18 protein-coding genes are annotated in these 18,529 nt (G+C 55.3%); 15 read left to right on the top strand and 3 right to left on the bottom strand.

All coding sequences use genetic code 11. The features are described from left to right. Window positions 1–53 precede the first annotated feature (53 nt). The 6 genes from hemA to hemL are packed head-to-tail and all read left to right on the top strand — an operon-like array spanning window position 54 to window position 6,304. Window positions 54–1,415 carry a glutamyl-tRNA reductase gene (gene hemA / locus JD108_RS15650; protein WP_198826953.1) on the top strand — a complete coding sequence of 454 codons (1,362 nt, stop codon included), beginning with the start codon at window positions 54–56 and terminating at the stop codon, window positions 1,413–1,415. Window positions 1,416–1,445: 30 nt separating this feature from the next. Further along, entirely contained in the window at window positions 1,446–2,264 is an 819-nt protein-coding gene (locus JD108_RS15645) for a cytochrome C assembly family protein (protein WP_198826952.1), read from the top strand. Window positions 2,265–2,289: 25 nt separating this feature from the next. Then, window positions 2,290–3,234, top strand: coding sequence for a hydroxymethylbilane synthase (gene hemC / locus JD108_RS15640; protein WP_198826951.1), 945 nt, complete (start codon window positions 2,290–2,292; stop codon window positions 3,232–3,234). Beyond that, the gene (locus JD108_RS15635) at window positions 3,231–4,052 is read left to right on the top strand and encodes a uroporphyrinogen-III synthase (RefSeq protein WP_198826950.1); all 822 of its coding nucleotides are present in this window, start codon (window positions 3,231–3,233) and stop codon (window positions 4,050–4,052) included. Before hemC ends, JD108_RS15635 begins: the two co-directional genes overlap by 4 nt. Further along, window positions 4,036–5,013: a porphobilinogen synthase gene (gene hemB / locus JD108_RS15630; protein ID WP_198826949.1), complete on the top strand. Its 978-nt coding sequence runs from the start codon at window positions 4,036–4,038 to the stop codon at window positions 5,011–5,013. The genes JD108_RS15635 and hemB overlap by 17 nt, the downstream gene beginning before the upstream one ends. A 4-nt stretch (window positions 5,014–5,017) precedes the next feature. Further along, on the top strand, window positions 5,018–6,304 hold the full coding sequence (gene hemL, locus JD108_RS15625) for a glutamate-1-semialdehyde 2,1-aminomutase (RefSeq protein ID WP_198826948.1): 1,287 nt from the start codon (window positions 5,018–5,020) through the stop codon (window positions 6,302–6,304). 121 nt (window positions 6,305–6,425) lie between these two features. Here the strand turns inward: hemL and JD108_RS15620 are convergent, their stop codons facing one another. Continuing rightward, the gene (locus tag JD108_RS15620; RefSeq protein WP_198826947.1) at window positions 6,426–7,346 is read right to left on the bottom strand and encodes a DMT family transporter; all 921 of its coding nucleotides are present in this window, start codon (window positions 7,344–7,346) and stop codon (window positions 6,426–6,428) included. A 113-nt stretch (window positions 7,347–7,459) separates the two neighbouring features. Between JD108_RS15620 and JD108_RS15615 the strand changes: the two genes are divergently transcribed. After that, window positions 7,460–8,890, top strand: a complete 1,431-nt coding sequence (locus tag JD108_RS15615) for an aminotransferase-like domain-containing protein (RefSeq protein ID WP_198826946.1) — start codon at window positions 7,460–7,462, stop codon at window positions 8,888–8,890. Between the two features lie 89 nt (window positions 8,891–8,979). On the opposite strand, the gene ltrA is transcribed toward JD108_RS15615, so the two are convergent. Both ltrA and JD108_RS15605 read right to left on the bottom strand, forming a co-directional pair. Next, the gene (gene ltrA / locus JD108_RS15610; RefSeq protein WP_198826945.1) at window positions 8,980–10,323 is read right to left on the bottom strand and encodes a group II intron reverse transcriptase/maturase; all 1,344 of its coding nucleotides are present in this window, start codon (window positions 10,321–10,323) and stop codon (window positions 8,980–8,982) included. A 568-nt stretch (window positions 10,324–10,891) separates the two neighbouring features. Further along, the gene (locus JD108_RS15605) at window positions 10,892–11,773 is read right to left on the bottom strand and encodes a hypothetical protein (protein ID WP_198826944.1); all 882 of its coding nucleotides are present in this window, start codon (window positions 11,771–11,773) and stop codon (window positions 10,892–10,894) included. A gap of 324 nt (window positions 11,774–12,097) precedes the next feature. Between JD108_RS15605 and JD108_RS15600 the strand changes: the two genes are divergently transcribed. The 8 genes from JD108_RS15600 (at window position 12,098) to hemE (ending at window position 18,529) form a co-directional block, all read left to right on the top strand. Beyond that, a complete protein-coding gene (locus tag JD108_RS15600) occupies window positions 12,098–12,580 on the top strand; it encodes a GyrI-like domain-containing protein (RefSeq protein ID WP_198826943.1) in 483 nt (160 codons plus the stop codon). A gap of 95 nt (window positions 12,581–12,675) precedes the next feature. Continuing rightward, window positions 12,676–13,206, top strand: a complete 531-nt coding sequence (locus JD108_RS22395) for an alpha/beta fold hydrolase (RefSeq protein WP_228728168.1) — start codon at window positions 12,676–12,678, stop codon at window positions 13,204–13,206. Beyond that, a complete protein-coding gene (locus JD108_RS22390; protein ID WP_228728167.1) occupies window positions 13,203–13,481 on the top strand; it encodes an alpha/beta fold hydrolase in 279 nt (92 codons plus the stop codon). The genes JD108_RS22395 and JD108_RS22390 overlap by 4 nt, the downstream gene beginning before the upstream one ends. Before the next feature lie 86 nt (window positions 13,482–13,567). Next, window positions 13,568–15,445, top strand: a complete 1,878-nt coding sequence (locus tag JD108_RS15590) for a bifunctional metallophosphatase/5'-nucleotidase (protein WP_198826942.1) — start codon at window positions 13,568–13,570, stop codon at window positions 15,443–15,445. 166 nt (window positions 15,446–15,611) lie between these two features. Beyond that, window positions 15,612–15,932 (top strand): PadR family transcriptional regulator, encoded by a 321-nt coding sequence (locus tag JD108_RS15585; protein WP_198826941.1) that lies wholly within the window; start codon window positions 15,612–15,614, stop codon window positions 15,930–15,932. Next, entirely contained in the window at window positions 15,929–16,480 is a 552-nt protein-coding gene (locus tag JD108_RS15580; protein ID WP_198826940.1) for an HAAS signaling domain-containing protein, read from the top strand. The genes JD108_RS15585 and JD108_RS15580 overlap by 4 nt, the downstream gene beginning before the upstream one ends. Window position 16,481: 1 nt before the next feature. Continuing rightward, a complete protein-coding gene (locus JD108_RS15575; RefSeq protein ID WP_198826939.1) occupies window positions 16,482–17,354 on the top strand; it encodes a DUF4097 family beta strand repeat-containing protein in 873 nt (290 codons plus the stop codon). 137 nt (window positions 17,355–17,491) lie between these two features. Next, complete coding sequence (hemE, locus tag JD108_RS15570; RefSeq protein WP_198826938.1) at window positions 17,492–18,529, top strand: uroporphyrinogen decarboxylase; 1,038 nt, start codon at window positions 17,492–17,494, stop codon at window positions 18,527–18,529.

Raw genomic sequence — 18,529 nt, 5'->3', positions numbered from 1 at the left:
TGAGAGTGAATTTTACACAGAGCCGGCTGGCATTGTATTACCGGGGGGACGTTATGGATATCCTTGTACTGGGTCTTAACTACAAAACGGCACCTGTCGAAATACGCGAGAAGTTTACTTTCAGCGATGACGGGACGACGCGGGCTCTTTATCTACTCTCCCAGACGAAGAGCATTGCAGAATGCGTGATTCTCGGCACCTGTAACCGGACCGAAGTCTACGTAGTCTGCGATCAGCTGAACGTCGGACGGGATTACACTCTCCGTTTCTTGGCGGAGTGGTTTGGCGTGAGCAAGGAAGCCTTTAAAGAGCATTTATATATAAAAGGAAACGAACAGGCGATTGAGCATCTGTTCCGCGTCTCCTGCGGGATGGATTCGATGGTCATGGGCGAGACGCAGATTCTCGGCCAGGTCCGGGATGCATTTACGCTGGCGCAGCAGCAAAAAGCGACGGGAACAGTCTTCAACATGCTGTTCAAGCAGGCGATCACCTTCGCCAAGCGGGCGCATACGGAGACAGCGATCGGACAAAATGCCGTGTCGGTGAGCTACGCGGCGATCGAACTGGGCAAGAAAATCTTCGGTTCATTCGCCGGCAAAGAGGTGCTGATCGTCGGGGCCGGAAAAATGAGCGAACTGACGGCAAAGCATCTGCATGCCAACGGTTCGGGTCATGTTCGCGTGGCCAACAGGACACTGGAGCGGGCACAGCTGCTCGCAGAGAAGTTCCAGGGGGACGCCTGTACGATGGAGCAGCTCTCCCAGGCGCTGCTCACCGCAGACATCGTCATCAGCTCCACCGGGGCTGCGGGCTATGTGATCACCAAGGAGCAGCTTCTGCCGATCATGAAGCAGCGCAGGCACCGTCCGCTGTTCATGATCGATATCGCGGTGCCGCGCGATCTGGATCCAAGCCTGCACGATCTTGAAAACGTCTATCTTTACGATATTGACGATCTGGAAGGAATCGTCGCCAGCAATCTCGAGGAGCGCTCCCGAGAGGCTGAGCGCTTGGAAGTCATGATTGCCGAAGAGATCGTCGCATTCACGACCTGGTACCAGACGCTTGGCGTCGCGCCGCTGATCGCGGCCCTGCGGGAAAAAGCGCTCGACATTCACAGCGAGGGCATGCGCAAGATCGAAAACAAGCTGCAGCATCTAACCGAAAAAGAACGGCATATCATCCGCAAAACGACCAAAGGCATGATCAATCAATTATTGCATGATCCGGTCGTTCGCCTAAAAGAAATGGCTGCCAAGCAGGATGCTTCCGACGTGTTGGACATGTTCTCCACGATTTTCGCACTCGAAGAGATTCTGGATCGGACGGAGCGGGAAGCGAATTGGGAAAAGGAAAAGGCAAAACAATCCTCCCTTCGCGAGCAGGTCATGGCGTCTCGCGTCCCCAAGTAGATACCGATAGAGAAAGAGAGGAGAGAGTACATGGCCGATGTGAGATGGATCTATGATTTGACGATCTTTCTCTACGCTGCAAGTGTTCTCTTCTATTTTAACGACTTCTTGCAAAGCAACCGGAAAGTCAATCGACTGGCTTTCGGGTTGCTTGCTGTCGTTTGGGCCTTGCAAACCGTATTTTTTGTGTCGCAGCTGGTGGCCAAAAACTACTTTCCCGTGGTCACGCTGTTTGAGACGCTGTTTTTCTATTCATGGGTTTTGGTGACGCTGTCCTTGGTCATCAACTATGTTTTTCGCATCGACCTATTGGTGTTTTTTACGAATGTGATCGGTTTCATCGTGCTGGTGCTCTCCATGTTTTTGCCGGAGACGCCCCTGCACGTCGTATCGGGCCCGCTCACCTCGGAGCTGTTGCTCGTTCACATCACCCTGGCCATGTTCAGCTACGGCGCTTTTTCGCTCTCGATGATCTTTTCCGCGATGTACCTCGTGCAGCACCACATGCTCAAAGCCAAGCGCTGGACACCCATGCTCCGGCGGCTGCCCAGCCTGGACCGGCTGGAATCGTACGCATACCGGATGAACATGATGGGGGTTCCGATGCTGCTGTTGGCGATACTGGTAGGGATTATCTGGGGAAAGCTGGTTTTGCCCGAAAAGTTCTGGCTGGACGCAAAAGTGCTGTTGTCGATTGGCGTGCTGCTTACGTATTCCTTCTGGCTCTATAAGCGCTTTAGCGACACCTGGCAGCTGCGAAGCCTGGCTCTTCTGAATCTGGCCGGATTTGCGCTTGTGCTGATCAACTTCTTGGCGACAGATGTTTCAAAATTTCACAATTGGCTGTAACCGACAGCTTTGTTAGGAGGCTACCATGGGTAACTGGAAGGTAGGGACACGCCGCAGCATGCTGGCGCTGACCCAGACGAATTGGGTCATCGATCAACTGAAGCAACTGGATCGCGAGGCAACTTTTGAACGGCATGAGATCGTGACCAAAGGAGACCGCATCCTCGATGTGACGCTCTCGAAAGTGGGCGGCAAAGGACTGTTTGTCAAAGAAATCGAGCAATCCTTGCTGGACGGCGAGACTGACTTTGCCGTACACAGCCTGAAGGATATGCCGGCGGAATTGCCGGAGGGCCTGGTCATCGGGGCGATCCCGAAGCGAGTGGACCCGCGCGATGTGCTTCTTTCCAAAGAAGGCAAAACGCTGGATGAGCTGCCGCAGGGTGCCTTGATCGGGACCAGCAGCTTGCGCCGTTCGGCACAGCTTTTGGCCTATCGTCCCGACCTGCGCATCGAGTCGATTCGCGGCAATATTGACACGCGCATCCGCAAGCTGAACGAAGGCAATTTTGACGCGATTGTACTGGCTGCAGCCGGCTTGGAGCGGGTCAATTGGGACGGGACGATCAGCCAGTTCCTGCCCATCGACATCAGCTTGCCAGCAGTGGGACAAGGGGCTCTGGCGATCGAATGCCGGGCTGACGATGAAGAAACCTTGAATCTCTTGCGTAAATTTGATCACCTGCCGACGCGGCTCGCCGTAACGGCGGAGCGCAGCTTCCTGCATCGGCTGGAGGGCGGCTGCCAGGTGCCGATCGGCGCTTACGCGACCGTAGCCGAAGGAGAGGACGGAGAGGGTACCCTGATTACCTTGACCGGGATGGTGGCGACGCCGGACGGCACGCAGGTATTCAAGAAGACGGCACAGGGAACTGATCCCGCAGCGCTTGGACTGCAAGTGGCCGATGTCTTGGCGGAAGAAGGGGCCGCAGAGGTGCTGGAGCGCGTGAAAAAGGAGAATCAAGCATGATTCACCCGGAAGAAGGGGCGCATGTGAAGCCGCTAGCGGGCATACGCATGATGGTGACCCGCTCGCGGCAGCAGGCGGGAGAGCTGATTACGCAGCTGGAGGCGCTCGGCGGAGAGGCGTATGCCTTTCCCCTGATCAAAATGGTGCCGCCGCGTGACACCAGTCCTTTGGATAAGGCCATCTTCCAGTTGGCTGATTACGATTGGGTGATGTTTACCAGCGTCAACGGGGTTCGTTTTTTTCTGGAGCGGATGAGAGCGCTACAGGTTCCTTTTGAGCGGCTGACCGCCCGTCTGGCAGCTGTCGGACCCAAGACGGCGGCGGAGCTGACCAAGCACGGCTGGAAGGTGGATCTGATTCCATCCGACTACGTCGCGGAGGGGATGTTGGTCAGTTTAAAAGAGGAGCTGAAGCCGGGCGAGCGCGTACTTTTGCCTCGGGCCGACATCGCCCGCAAGCTGCTCCCCGAGGAGCTTAGCCGCATGGGGATGGAGGTCGCTGAGGTGGATGTGTACCAGACCGTCATCGACGGCGAGCAGGCGCCGGAAGCAGCGGAGTATCTTAGCCAGGGCAGGATCGACGTCATTGCGTTTACCAGCTCTTCCACGGTTTCTTATTTTCTGGAGGCGATGGCCCCCTATGGAGGAGCCGCGCTGCTGGGAAATGTCCGCATCGCCTGCATCGGCCCGATTACGGCGCAGACGGCAAAAGCCCACGGGCTGCATCCGGACATCGTGGCAGAGGAGTATACCGTAGAAGGTTTGATGGAAGCACTGATTATCTATTGGGGAGGGAAAGCAGATGGCCGGCACTTTTGACCGTCATCGCCGGTTGCGCTCCAGTGCAGCGATGCGCAACCTGGTTCGCGAAAACCACGTACGCGTGGAGGATCTGATTTATCCGTTGTTTGTCGTGGAAGGGACGAATATCAAAGAAGAGATACCGTCCATGCCGGGCGTATATCACTTTTCTCTGGATCGTCTGAAAGAAGAGATGGAGGAAATCGCGGCTCTGGGCATCCAGTCGGTCCTGATGTTCGGCGTTCCGGAGCACAAGGATTACTGCGGCTCCGAGGCCTATAATGACGAGGCCATCACCCAGCGGGCGATCCGCCAGATCAAGGCAGACCACCCGGAGATGATCGTGATCGCCGACACCTGTCTGTGCCAGTACACCGACCACGGCCACTGCGGCGTTTTGCAAGAGGGCCAGGTGGACAACGACGAAACCCTGAAGCTGCTGGCGGCGGCGGCGGTCTCGCAAGCGAAAGCGGGCGCTGACATCATCGCTCCCTCCAACATGATGGACGGCTTCGTAGCGGCGATTCGCCAGGGGTTGGATGAAGCGGGCTTTGCGCATATTCCGATCATGTCGTACGCAGTCAAATACGCCTCCTCTTTCTATGGACCGTTCCGCGAGGCGGCCCATTCCACCCCGCAATCGGGCGACCGCAAGACGTATCAGATGGACCCGGCCAATGCGCGGGAGGGACTGCGGGAAGCGGCCTCGGACGTGGCCGAAGGCGCCGACTTTTTGATGGTCAAACCGGGTCTGGCGTTTATGGATATGGTGCTCAGACTGCGCGAAAACTTCAACTTGCCGCTGGTGGTATACAACGTCAGTGCCGAATACTCGATGGTCAAAGCGGCCGCGGCAAATGGCTGGATCGACGAAGAGAGAATCGTCATGGAAACGCTGGTCGGCTTCAAGCGTGCAGGTGCCGATCTGATCATTACCTATCACGCAAAAGATGTGGCAAAATGGCTGCGAGGTGAATAAAGCGATGAAAATGGATCAATCGACCCGCATGTTTCAAGAAGCGCAGCAGTACATACCGGGCGGCGTAAACAGCCCGGTGCGGGCATTCAAGAGCGTCGGCGGCAATCCGGTGTACATCGCCCGCGGAGAAGGCTCCCGCATCACGGATGTGGACGGCAACAGCTATATCGACTACATCGGCTCCTGGGGCCCGCTGATTCTGGGCCATGCGCACCCCAAGGTGCTGGCCGCGATTCAGGAAACGGCCCAGCTTGGCACCAGCTTCGGTGCCCCGACGGAGCGGGAGACGGAAATGGCCAAGCTGGTCTGCGAGATCGTTCCCTCTGTCGAAGTCGTGCGGATGGTCAACTCGGGAACAGAAGCGACGATGAGCGCGCTTCGGCTCGCCCGCGGCTACACCAAGCGCAACAAAATCATGAAGTTCGAAGGCTGCTACCACGGCCATGCGGACAGCTTGCTGATCAAAGCGGGCTCCGGTGTGGCGACGCTGGGTCTGCCTGACAGCCCGGGCGTGCCGGAAGCTACGGCAGTCAACACCATCACAGTGCCGTACAACGATCTGGACAGCGTCAAGCTGGCCTTTGAAAACTATGGAGCGGATCTGGCGGCAGTCATCGTGGAACCGATCGCTGGCAACATGGGGGTCGTCCCGCCGCAGCCAGGCTTCTTGGAAGCGCTGCGCGAGATCACGAAGCAATACGGCACCTTGCTCATTTTTGATGAAGTGATGACGGGCTTCCGTGTGGCCCGCGGCGGTGCGCAGGAACTGTACGGCATCACGCCTGACCTGACGACGATGGGCAAAGTGATCGGCGGCGGTCTGCCCGTAGGCGCGTACGGCGGAAAGCGGGAAATCATGCAGCAGATCGCACCTGCGGGTCCGATCTACCAGGCGGGGACACTCTCGGGCAATCCGCTGGCGATGGCCGCCGGAATGACCACGCTTGAGCAGTTGGGACAGCCGGGCGCATACGAAAGGCTGGAGGCACTCTCGGCCCGCCTGGGCGAGGGGCTGGCGGACAATGCGCGCAAGCTGGGCATTCCGCACACATTGAACCGCGTCGGCTCCATGGTCTGCCTGTTCTTCACCGAGACCCCCGTCATCGACTACGAGACGGCGAAAACCTCCGATCTGGAGCGGTTCTCCGCCTATTTCCGCAACCTCCTGGAAGAAGGCGTCATGATTCCGCCTTCTCAATTCGAAGGCATGTTCGTCTCGCTCGCTCACACAGAAGAGGATATCGAACGGACGATTACGGCCAGCTACAACGCGATGAAAAAACTGAAGTAATATGGATGCGAAGCAAAAAAGCCCCGAACAGGGCTTTTTTTGCGTGATCGCGTTCCTACGGTTATTTTTTTACGCTTTTGGCCGATTCGCAGAGCCAAAATTGCAAGGCAAATTTGCTACATTATCCTGCCAGTTCCGGGGCTTTTCGCTGCCTTGGGAACAACTGCCTGAGGGAGTCAAGATTGATGATGACGATACCGGTAATCGTCGTCAGCGCACCTGCTGCCATGACCCAGGAAATGTGCTCCTGATACAGCCAGCTCCCGAGGCCCATGGCAATCACGGGTGAGAGATAGAGCCAGGTCGAAGGGAAGACGGGATTCGTCTTGGCGACCAGCCAGTAAAAAAGGGTATGACCCACCATCGAGCCGATCACGATCAGATAGAGGAGAGACCCGGCGGCGGCGGGAGTGAGCATCGCCTCCGGACGGAACTCCTCCGTGAAAAGCGAGAGCACCAGCAGTATTCCTCCGCCGTACATCATCTGCGCTGCATTGAGCGCGATCGGGGATGCATCGCTGAAGCGGCGAATGACCTTTTTGGAATACAGGGCGCCGGAAGCGTAGAACAGTTCGCCGAGCAAGATGGCCGCGCTGCCCATCAACCACAACAGGCTGACGGTTATGGAGACTTGGGGGAATACCAGCAGGATCACGCCGGCAAAGCCAATCAGGCACCCGAGCAGCGCTTTGCCGTGAATCTTTTCCCGCAGGACCGCCGTCTGGATCAGCAAAATCATCATCGGACCGGTAGCCGATAGAATCGCTGCCGCTCCCGAAGTGACATGCTGCTCAGCCCAGTACAGGGTAGAAAATGTACCAAACGTAAGGCAGAGCCCCGTGATCGCCATTTCCTTTTGCAGCAAGAGGGAAAAAGAAGCCCGCTTCTTCCAAACCATCCACAGGAAGAGGACGAGCCCCGCCAGGAAAAAGCGGATACCCGCGGAAAAAAAGGGAGGAGCCCCTGCATCAATCCCGATTTTGATCGCCAGAAATGTCGTGCCGAACACCAGGCACATGATTGCGTAGTTGATGATGACCATGCGTAACGCCTCCTTGGCATCATCTTACCGAGTGGCATGCAGAACAGATGGTGACAGACAGAACAGATTGGGGAGATTTGGTGTATGATGGTGACTAAGGGGGCGAAGCGAAGATGGAAAGCATGATGGGGCATGGCACCTCAGCGAAGCCATTGTCTGAGCAGGTATACAGCTATCTATGGACGCGCATTCAGCGGGGAGAGTGGCGGGAGCACCAGAAACTCCCCTCGGTTCGCACGCTGGCAGCCGAACTGGATGTCCATCGCTTGACCGTATTCAAGGCCTATCAGCGGCTAAAGGACGAAAAGAAAGTGTACGTCAAAGACAAATCCGGCTACTATGTCCATCCGGGCGGCCGGCTGCCCTTTGATGATCTCGAGTACCCGATCGTCTCTTCCTATGTGCAGAACAGCCATCTCTCGGAGATTCACCGCGTACCGGCTGCCTATCAGTTCTCCTATGCCCTGCTCGATCCCAACCTGTTGCCGAATCGCTACTTCTCGGCGTATGTTAAGGATATTTTTGACCGCTACCCGAAAGTGCTCGGCACCTATTCCACGGTCCAAGGCGATGAGGAACTGCGGGAGGCGCTGGCCGGTTTTTTTGCCCGGCATCATCGCCTTCACCTCCCGGCCGATAGCATCTTGATCACGACCGGTTCACAGCAAGCGATTGATCTGATCGCACGCGTGCTGGTCCAGCCGATGGACGCTGTGCTCATCGAGCGTCCCACCTACAGCGCCGCGATTGATATCTTCCGGCAGCAGGGGGCCCAGCTACTCCCTGTCGAGATCCATCCCTTTGGCTATGACCTGGAGCAGATCGAGTCGTATATGAAGCGATACAAGCCGCGGCTTTTTTACCTCAATCCCACGTTTCACAATCCGACGGGCTACACCGTCCCGGCCATCCAGCGCAAGCAGCTGGTCGAGCTAGCCGAGCGTTACCGCTGTTTTCTGATTGAGGATGATCCCTTTCACGACATCTATTTTGCCCAGCAGCCTCCCGCGCCGCTGTACAGCTACAGCACGGAAGGCTACGCCGCCTATATTCGCAGCTTCAGCAAGTACGTCGCGCCCGGCCTCCGGATCGCCGCTGTCTGCATGCAGCCTGCCCTGATGAAGCATCTCTTGGCCGTCAAATCGCTGGCCGATAACGGCAGTCCGCTCTTGAACCAGAAAATATTCTTGCACTACTTCACTTCGGACCGTCTGGTGCAGCATATGGAAAAGCTGCGCATCGCTCTCAATGTGCGTAAATCGATCATGGAAGAGGAGATGTCGACCACCACCTGGAAATGGAAAAGTCCGGAGGGCGGATTTAATCTCTGGGTCAAGCTGCCGGACACCGTGCCGATGGATGTTCTCCTCGCCGAGAGCATCGAGCAGTCGATCTCCTTTGTCCCCGGCGCGATCTGCGATCCGCTGAAAGAATCCAGGTCCTGGATGCGTCTCAGCTACTCCTACATCAACGAAAAGCAGCTGCGCGACGGCATGCGGCTGCTTATCCAGCTGGCTGGGCAGCTCGAGGGCAGAAATTCATAGTAGAGTAGAGAACTGAAACTTTTGGGCGACCATATGGTCGCCTTACTCATTTCAGCTCCCCCTCATCAAACCGTACGTGAGGTTTTCCCTCATACGGCTTTCCGATGCTCTTCTTTCTTTGGCATTCGGTAGTCCTCTCCGGCAAGTTTCACCAATGATCCCCGTGTGGCTTTCATTACCTCCCCGACCCTGGAATGCTTGTTTCGCACATTCCTTTTCTTGTTAACGAATAGCGTCAGCCTTTCTATTACATACCAATCAATTCTGTTTAACCATCTTGCTGCTATAGTTGAAATTGAATAGTAGTTCTTGAATCCCTTAAGCTTTCGATTAAGCCCTTGTACCACCTCATGCAGCGGCCAGTACAACTTGCTGCGCGGTTCGGTGTACATCTTAATTTTCCGTCTCATTTCTTTCATTGCTTTCTTGCTTGGAATATGTGACATGACATATATCCTTTTTCCACCTTTAATGAGAACGGGAAATTTTCGATGATGAAAACCGAGGAAGTCAAAGCCTGCGGTGTTGTCCCAGATATTGATCAATCGAGACTTTTCCTTGCTAAGAGTCAGGTCAAGTTTGCTCATAATGGCCTTTATAACCTGAATGCTTTCCAAGGCATCCTTTTTCGTCTTGCACATGACCACGAAATCATCGGCGTATCGAACTAATTTGCCAAGATGAGAAAATTGTTTCTCCCAGATTGTATCCATGTAGTTGAGGTAAATGTTCGCAAGCAGCGGCGAAATTACTCCTCCTTGCGGAGTTCCCCAATCCGTTTCATGGAACTGTACACCTTCCATGACACCTGCTTGCAGCCATTTTCGAATCAGTTTTAGTACTCTGCGGTCCGAAATCCTTTGCTCAACCAGTTTCATCAGCTTCTCCTGATTGATGTTGTCAAAGTACCCCTTGATGTCTACATCAACTACCCAATATGCCTGTTTGCTCGCTTTTCTGATTTGTGCAATCGCCTGGTGGGCATTTCGTTTCGGTCGGAATCCATATGAGCAATCTTTAAAGTCCGCCTCGAAAATTGGCTCAATGACCATTTTGGTTGCCATTTGGACAACTCGATCTCGTATCGTCGGGATGCCAAGCGGTCTTTGCTTCCCATCCGCTTTTGGAATGTACGTGCGTCGAACTGGTGCCGGATGGTACCGTTTTCTCTTTAGGTCGAGGTAGATTTCATTGAGGAATTTACTCTCTCCGTATTCATGTACAATTCTTTCGATTGTCTGTCCGTCCACTCCGCCGCTTCCTTTGTTGGCACGCACTCTGCGCCATGCTTCGGCGAGGATGTCAGGACGATACACCTTGTCATACAGAGCATGAAATCGCCGTTTTGGATTTTCCTTGGCACAAAGATATAGGGTTGTCCAAAGTTGTCGAGCTTTTGCATCGGTGTAGTTAGCAAGTTTACTTGCATTCACTCACTCTTACCTCCTTTCAACCCGTGAACAAAGCAGGGCTCCTTTCCTCCATGGAGTTTTGTTGTCTCCACTTCTCTGGTACTATGAGCCCCTCCGACTCCCTCTCTGCCGTCCACCACTTCCCTTACGGTTATAGGTTTCCGCTTTACACTCCGACGGAGTGTGCAAAGTAGGGTCTCCCCAGTTCCGTTCCTTACTTTCTCAGCATACCGTTCCCCTTACCCCGAGAGGTTCTTGAGTGCTGCGATCCAAGTTCTACACACCTTCCGTGGCCTTCGCCCACTTCCCCCAGGCTCGGCTCCTCCTTGTCCATCTTACAATGGTCTTTCTTAACGAGGGGCAGGATTCACTTTATGTTACGGTCTGCTGATTTGCTTGCACCCTTTCGGGTTACTTTGTCACAGGGCTTCAACCTTAGGATCACTCCACCAGTTGCCTGTCAGCTACGAGGCGACTTGGCTCTTACCTCGGTTGGACTTTCACCAACTAGCAATTAACGGCTTGCTGGGCACGCGCGAAGCGAAAAACTCCGCCAGATCGTTGGCGGAGTTTTTTCAGGTGCGTTCCTCTACTCTTTCAGACTGCTCCAGTACTCGTAGGAGTGAATCGCTACGCCGGCAAAAGAGGGGCTGTCCCCCAGAAGCTGATGCAGCTTGGCCAGCTCGTCCTCCATCCTCGTCCGGCCTTCTTCGTAAAACGTGACGAAATCACCTTCGCTGCTCGCTTTGGTCTCCACGGCAACCACGATCTTTTTTCCCAGCCGTTCAGCGATCTCCAGCTCTTGCGGGACCAGGGCCGAAATGCTGTTGGGGCCTTCTGCCTTATCGCGGTAGGCCATGACGGCGACGTGGTCATGCGCTGCGATCAGCCGCTCGGCTACAGAGATGGAGGGCTGGTCCGGCAGCGGATACTTGTCCAGCCAGAACGGAATATCGGCGCCGAGGTGAAGATCGGGAGCCTGTGCCTGGAGGTAGCTGGTGTAGGCATCCACATTGGCCATCCACTGGCGGATGACACTGGCCTGGTCGGTCTTCCACTCGGGCAAGGTATGCGGCTCGATATCCAGATGAATGCCGGAGATAGCGGCTTCCGCACCGACGCTCTGGTTGTAGCGGACCACCCAGCTGATGAGCGAGTGGATCTCCTCCCGCCCGCGCTCCAGCCCCCAGCTCGCCTTTCCGCCCAAAGCATGCACCTCTATGCCCATCTCGCGCGCCTGTTTGACAAAAGATTGATAGTAGGCGGGCCTGAGCGTGGTGTCAATTTTGAGGTAGAGCAAATTGACGCCCTGCTTGGCGGTGAAGGAGAGAATCTGGTTAGGCTGCGAGGCGGTCTGGTAGGTCTGCCACAGCCAGGTCGCTCTCACCGGTTTTTCCGCAGTGGAGAAGCCGGACAAAAGAACAGCGGGAAGCATGAGAAAAAAGAGTGCAGTGCGAGATACAAATGCCATGTTGTCATCCTCCTGTCGTCATCGGGCCAAACCCTGAGCACCGGGTACTCCTTACTCATATCGGAGGGCCGGATTGCGTGAATAAGGGTCAATCGGGAAACGCGGCAAAAAGGGGTAAAACCGACTAAGACTGCGGGAAAACAAACGGACCAAACCGGGACAGAAGCGCGGGATTCGCCCGAGTCCGTCCAACTTTCCGCTCAATAGGTAAGTGGTTCTCCTTTCGGCGCGTTTCTATTCGCTGATAGCGAAAGAAGGAGATCGAATCGACAGCGTAGTATGATAACAAAAAAAGGGAAAAACAAAAGGAGGGACAGGCCAGCCATGAGTGGGAACATCGTTCAAATGCCGCAAATGCTGTTGGTGGGTATGAGTTATTCCGGCGAGTTTCAGACGCTGGGCGTAGAGATGCCCAAGCTGTGGGAGATTTTCTGGGAGAGAGCAGGAGAGATCGGCCATCTGAAAAGTGCTCTACCGGTCTATGGCGTAAGCGATGAGAGCAGGGTGGGCTCCTATCGCATCTACACGGAGTATTTGGCCGTAGAGGTAAAGAAGGTAGACACCATCCCGGTGGGCATGGTCGGATTCACCATCCCCGCCAGGCGGTATGCACAGTTTACGCACCAGGGACCGATGGAACAGGTCCAATCCTCGTATCGGGATGCCTTTGCCTGGCTGCGTCAAGAGGGGCTGGAGCTGGACGAGCACGCCTTCAGGCTGGAGCGCTACGACGATCGCTATCTCCCGCCCCGCCATGCCGCCGACAGGCCGGAAAATGCGTACGACATCCTGCTTCCTTTGCGGTAGAGAGAAGAATAAAAAACGAGATGCCGGCAGCACCCGCAAATCCCTTCATCCGGAAAAAAGTTTGGACACCACAGAATGGAAAGGAAGAGTGAAAGATGGATCGAGAACCGACGATGAAAACCGCTTTATTGCCCAATGGCGTGACACTCGCCTATCAGGAGGCGGGGAGTGGGGATGCGCTCTGCCTGGTGCACGGGTTTTGCGGCAGTTCCGCGTACTGGCAGCGGATAATCCCCCCATTGGCCCAGTCTCACCATGTGCTAGCGCCCGATTTGCGCGGGCATGGAAAAAGCTCGGTGCCGGAGGAGACCTACACGGTGGAGAAAATGGCTGAGGATCTGCTCCTTTTGTTGGATGAGGCCGGGATCCAAAAGGTCGCCCTGCTGGGCCATTCGCTCGGCGGCTATGTCGCCTTGGCCTTCGCGGAACGGTACCCGCACAGGCTGAGCGCGCTGGGACTGATCCACTCACCCCGTATTCCGATGACGAGGCGGCAAAGGCGAACCGGACCAAAGGAATGGAGAGCATCAGCCGCAACGGCATGGAACCGTTTATCAAGGCGCTGGTGCCCAAATTGTTTGCGCCAGACAGCGCCCACCGTCTGCCGGAAGAGTGGGAGCGGGTGAGGGAGATCGGACTCTTGACGCCGCCTGCCGGGGCGATTCGCACGCTGGAAGCGATGAGAGAGCGGCCGGACCGTCTGCCCGTCCTGCGGGAGCTAGCCTTGCCCATTCTGCTTGTCGCCGGGGAGGAAGACCAAATTATTGAGCCGGGAAAAACCTTTGTCATCGCCGGGCCTCGCGTAGAGCAGGTGCTGCTCGCCGACTGCGGACATATGGGGATGCTGGAGGATTCCGAGCGGATGGCCGAGGCGATTACGCAGTTTCTCTCCAAAATCTAGCAGGAAAACAACTGCTAGAATAGAATCTTTTGCTATAATTAGGGAGGTTTCTTTATTTTTCTACATAAATGGGAGGAGAAAGCGAAATGAAAAAAACGCGTCGCATCACCTTGACCGCTCTGGTTGCGGCAATTTGTTCCGCCCTGATGGCGAGCTCCGTCTTTGCAGCACCCTTGCATCCTGTTCAACACGTGGATTGGATGGTCAAAAAATCGATCGTCACGCCTGGGGCAAACGGGGATCTCGCTCTGGAGCGCAACGTGACATTGGCGGAAGCCGTAGTCGTGTTTGCCAAACTGAACGGCAGCAAAATTTCAGCTCCTACAGACAAGGGCTCTCACTGGTCCGCCCCGTACATGGCTTGGGCGAGAAATCAGGGGGCCATCGCCCAGGACGACTTTAAAAACCCGACCCAGACGGTCTCTTCCGCGAAGCTGATCGAGGTGGCGAAAAAGCTGGGGTATGAGCTGACGCTGGAAAACAAGGCGCAAGTGACGCGCGGCGACTTCTTCCAGGCGCTGGGAGAGGCTGCCACCACGCAGGTGACGATCGCCCACGCCAATGATGTGCATGGACACATCGTCGAAGACAAGAACCAAAAAGAGTTCGGCTATGCCAAAATTGCCACGCTGGTCAACGAATGGCGCAAAGAAAACGAAAACTTCCTGCTCCTTGACGCCGGCGACACGTTCCAGGGAACGGTCTATGTCAACCAGTTCCAAGGCGAGTCGGTCGTGCCGATTCTCAACCACTTGGGCTTCAATATGATGGCGGCCGGCAACCATGAATTCGATTTTGGCTACGAGCAGCTTCTGAAGCTGCGCGACATGCTGAAACACCCGATCGTGTCGGCAAACGTGATCAAGGAAGACGGCAAAGAACTGCTGACGCCCGTCTATAAAGTGGAGATCGGCGGCAAAACGTTTGCCATCTTCAGTATCGTGGCAGAAGACACGCCAATTTTGACGCATCCGGATAACGTAAAAGGACTCACCTTCAAAAATCCGGTGGAAGTAGCGAAAGCGCTCGTGCCGGAGTTGAAAAAGGAAGCGGACCACGTCATCGCCTTGACCCACGTCGGGGTGGAGGTAGACCGCGAAATTGCGAAAAACGTACCGGGCATCGACTTGATTATTGGCGGTCACTCCCACACCAAGCTGGATAAGCCGGAGATCGTCAACGGCACGTACATCCTGCAGGACTGGGAATACGGCAAATCGCTCGGCCGTGCGGATCTCTACTATCTGGACAAAGAACTGGTAGCGTTCAGCGGCGGTATCAAAGAGTATGACGAGAGCGTGCAAGCGGACCCCGAAGTCGAAAAAATGGTGCAAGAAATCACGCAAAAAATCGATGAAGTGATGAACGTCGTCATCGCCAAGTCGGAGGTCCCCCTGGATGGAGACCGATCACTGGTGCGGAAAAAGGAGACCAACGTCGGCAATCTCATCACGGACATCATGCTGGAGCGGACGAAGTCGATCAAAGGCTATGAAGCCGATGTAGCCCTGACCAATGCAGGCGGCATCCGCACGCAGCTCCCGGCCGGCGACATTACGAAGAAAGGTCTCTACACCCTCCTGCCGTTCCCGAACACCCTGGTGGTTGTTGAGGTGACAGGAGAAGAGTTGAAGCAGGCCCTGGAGAACGGCGTCGGCGGCGTAGAGAAAGGCGAAGGCCGTTTCGCGCAGATCAGCGGCATGTCCTTTACCTACAATCCAAACAAGCCGGCAGGCGAGCGCGTCATCGAAGTGAAGGTGGGCGGCCAGCCTCTCGACCTGAACAAGACCTACAAAGTCGCCACCAACGACTTCCTGGCCTCTGGCGGAGACGGGTATGTATCGCTGCAAAAGCCCGCTTTAAACACAGGGCTGACGCTGTACAGCATCGTCGAAGAAGAGCTGATCAAACGGAAAACCATCAATCCGCAAGTGGAAGGACGCATCGTCGAAGTAACTGAATAATGAATACCCGCACCACAGCCCTTTTCCCGCTTCCCAGGGAAAAGGGCTTCTATTTGCTTGCGGCCTCATTGTGACCCCCCCAATTTTGGTGAAACAATCAAAAATTTTACAAAGTACCTTGCAATGTATAATAGCTCTTTGGTAAGATCGCACAAGGTGATGCTCAGTGAACGTTCAATTCAAGAAGGGCGTATTGGAGCTGTGTGTGCTGGTGCTCGTCGCTCAGAAAGACAGATATGGTTATGAACTGGTGGCTACCATCTCAGAGAAGTTTCACATCGCGGAAGGAACCGTTTATCCCCTGCTCCGCAGGCTGACCATGGAAGGCTTTTTTACCGCTTATTTGGCTGAGTCGCCGGAAGGCCCGCCTCGCAAATACTATCAACTCACGGAAAAAGGGCGCACGTATATGAACGACCTCGTGCTGGAATGGAGAATTTTTGCCCGCGGGGTCAATGAAATCATTGAGGAGGGAATTGGTCTATGACGAGACGGGAGTTTATGGATGAACTCGACAGTCTTCTCCGCGAGCTGCCGGACAAAGAGCGTCTGGATATTTTGGCCGATTATACCGAGCATTTCCTGATCGGGCTGGAGAGAGGAAAAAGCGAGCAAGAGATCGCAGGCAGCCTCGGCAGTCCCAAAGCGCTCGCCCGGGAGATCCTGGCCGGGTACCGCATCCATCAGGCGCAGTCCAATGCATCGGTGCGTAATATGACGAGGGCGATTGTGGCTACGGTCAGTCTCGGATTTTTCAACCTTGCGTTTGTGCTCGGGCCGCTGCTGGCTCTTCTCGGGGTTCTCGTCGCGCTGTTCGTCGTCGCGATCTCGCTGTTTCTGGCACCGCTCGGATTTTTGCTGCAGTACGGCATCCCCGGCGTGTCTCACGAGCGGCTGATGCTGCTGTTCGCCAGTATGGCCACCTGCGGGCTCGGAGGCATGCTCGCCATCGGCATGGCGCGCTTCAGCGGATGGTTGTACCGTCAGTTTTTGCGCTATCTGCAGTTTAACGTCCGCATGATTAGGGGGAAGTAGCATGAGAAAAATCATGAACAGTCTGTTTGGTTTTTTCTGCCTTCTTTTTCTGGTGGGACTGATCGGACTAATCTGGCAATACAGCCAGCAACCGGATATGGGATTCCGGTTCGAGCAGGTTCGCGAGGAGCGTGCGATCACGATGCCGTTTACCGCCATTGAGCTGGAGACGGATACGGCTGATGTCGTCCTCAGCATCAGCAAGACGTCCCAGGCGAGCGCGAAAATGGTTGGCGAAGTCAGCAGCAGCCGCAAAGGGAAACAGGAGTTTATCACGGAAGTCACGCCGGACGGGACGCTGCACGTAAGTCTGAAAGAGCAGCAGCTTAACTACGTCGGGATTAAGCTGCCATTCAACAGTGATTTTGGAATGGGAAAGCTAGAGCTCCAGCTAACGCTTCCCGAACTAGTCTATGAACAAGTGGTTGCGAGAAGCGGGACCGGGGATATTCGCGCGGGGCGGTTGAAAGCGAAGCAAGCGAGGCTCCAGTCGAGCACGGGAGATGTTGAACTGGAGGGCTTCGAAGGCGATGTGCTGGAGGTCAAGACGGACACCGGAGACATGGATCTCCCCGCTGTGACGGCAAAAGTGCAGCTTGTAAGCAGCACGGGAGATGTGAAACGATTGCAGCTGAATGCATTTACGAATGATGCAGATATCCACACGGACACCGGTGATGTCCACGTAACCATCCGGCCGCTGCCTGACTCCGCTCAACTGGATCTGGCTTCGGACGTTGGAGATGTGGAAGCCGATTGGCCGCGGCTGGATTACACCGAGAAAGGAAGGCATCGCCTCATCGGATCGGTGGGATCTGAAGGACCCAAGCTGACCGTGCGCAGCTCCACGGGAGATATCCGGATTCAGCAGTGAAATTTTTGGAAACAATGGGTACGAGAGGCGGGCTCGCTGAAACGATAACGATTTTGACACAATCATATCATTTTTTGTCGATTGCTGGGTGGTATCATAAGGATAAGGAATATTATCGTGTAAAGCGAGGTTTATTCATGACTGTAAAAGCGTTTAACGATACGTTTTTGAGGGCTTGTCGCCAGGAGACGACCGACCATGTCCCTGTCTGGTACATGAGACAGGCTGGCCGCTACCAACCGGAGTATCGCGCGATCCGAGCCAAACACACCTTTTTTGAGATGAACTACATACCGGAAGTATGCGCGGAAGTGACCCGTCTGCCTGTCGAACAGCTGGGCGTAGACGCAGCCATTCTCTTTGCTGATATTATGACCCCGCTGAAGCCGATTGGCGTCGATGTGAATATCGAATCGGGCATCGGACCCGTGATCGCCAACCCGGTCCAATCGATGGACGACGTGAACCGCCTGGGCGAACTGGACCCGGATACTCATGTGCCGTACATTATGGAAGCGATTAAAATACTGCGCCAGCAGCTTTCTGTGCCGCTGATCGGCTTTGCCGGCGCTCCGTTTACGCTGGCCAGCTACATCATTGAGGGCGGGCCATCGAAGCATTACCACAAGACCAAAGCCTTTATGTACACACAACCGCAGGCCTGGGACAAATTGATGGAAAAGCTGGGCACGCTGACGATCAACTATCTGAAGGCGCAAATCGCGGCCGGCGCGCAAGCTGTTCAAATCTTTGACTCCTGGGTAGGGGCGCTGAATGACGAAGACTACCGCAACTACATCGCACCCGTGATGACGCGGATTTTGCAAGAGGTAAAACCGACAGGCGTGCCGACGATTTATTTCGGCGTCGGCTGCGGCCATCTGCTGGATGAGTGGAACAAGCTCCCTGTCGATGTGCTGGGGCTTGACTGGCGTACGACGATTACGACCGCACGCGAGATGGGGATCACCAAGACCCTGCAGGGCAATCTGGACCCCACTCTGCTTTTGGCTCCGTGGGAAAAGCTGGAAAGCAAAGCAAAAGAAATCCTCGACGAAGGCACGAAGCAGCCTGGTTTTATCTTCAACCTGGGTCACGGAGTGTTCCCGGATGCCAAGGTAGAAACCCTGCAAAAGCTGACCCGCTTCATCCACAGCTATCGCCGGGACGCGTAA

This window comes from Brevibacillus composti, assembly GCF_016406105.1.
Classification (GTDB): domain Bacteria; phylum Bacillota; class Bacilli; order Brevibacillales; family Brevibacillaceae; genus Brevibacillus; species Brevibacillus composti.
Note: the sequence above shows the minus strand (reverse complement) of the source record. Positions and strands in the feature narration are given on the sequence as shown.

Excerpts from the sequence above, each read along its gene's own strand:
- hemA (WP_198826953.1), top strand. The coding sequence starts at position 54 with ATGGATATCCTTGTACTGGGTCTTAACTACAAAACGGCACCTGTCGAA.
- JD108_RS15645 (WP_198826952.1), top strand. The coding sequence starts at position 1,446 with ATGGCCGATGTGAGATGGATCTATGATTTGACGATCTTTCTCTACGCT.
- hemC (WP_198826951.1), top strand. The coding sequence starts at position 2,290 with ATGGGTAACTGGAAGGTAGGGACACGCCGCAGCATGCTGGCGCTGACC.
- JD108_RS15635 (WP_198826950.1), top strand. The coding sequence starts at position 3,231 with ATGATTCACCCGGAAGAAGGGGCGCATGTGAAGCCGCTAGCGGGCATA.
- hemB (WP_198826949.1), top strand. The coding sequence starts at position 4,036 with ATGGCCGGCACTTTTGACCGTCATCGCCGGTTGCGCTCCAGTGCAGCG.
- hemL (WP_198826948.1), top strand. The coding sequence starts at position 5,018 with ATGAAAATGGATCAATCGACCCGCATGTTTCAAGAAGCGCAGCAGTAC.
- JD108_RS15620 (WP_198826947.1), bottom strand. The coding sequence starts at position 7,346 with ATGGTCATCATCAACTACGCAATCATGTGCCTGGTGTTCGGCACGACA.
- JD108_RS15615 (WP_198826946.1), top strand. The coding sequence starts at position 7,460 with ATGGAAAGCATGATGGGGCATGGCACCTCAGCGAAGCCATTGTCTGAG.
- JD108_RS15605 (WP_198826944.1), bottom strand. The coding sequence starts at position 11,773 with ATGGCATTTGTATCTCGCACTGCACTCTTTTTTCTCATGCTTCCCGCT.
- JD108_RS15600 (WP_198826943.1), top strand. The coding sequence starts at position 12,098 with ATGAGTGGGAACATCGTTCAAATGCCGCAAATGCTGTTGGTGGGTATG.
- JD108_RS22395 (WP_228728168.1), top strand. The coding sequence starts at position 12,676 with ATGGATCGAGAACCGACGATGAAAACCGCTTTATTGCCCAATGGCGTG.
- JD108_RS15590 (WP_198826942.1), top strand. The coding sequence starts at position 13,568 with ATGAAAAAAACGCGTCGCATCACCTTGACCGCTCTGGTTGCGGCAATT.
- JD108_RS15580 (WP_198826940.1), top strand. The coding sequence starts at position 15,929 with ATGACGAGACGGGAGTTTATGGATGAACTCGACAGTCTTCTCCGCGAG.
- JD108_RS15575 (WP_198826939.1), top strand. The coding sequence starts at position 16,482 with ATGAGAAAAATCATGAACAGTCTGTTTGGTTTTTTCTGCCTTCTTTTT.
- hemE (WP_198826938.1), top strand. The coding sequence starts at position 17,492 with ATGACTGTAAAAGCGTTTAACGATACGTTTTTGAGGGCTTGTCGCCAG.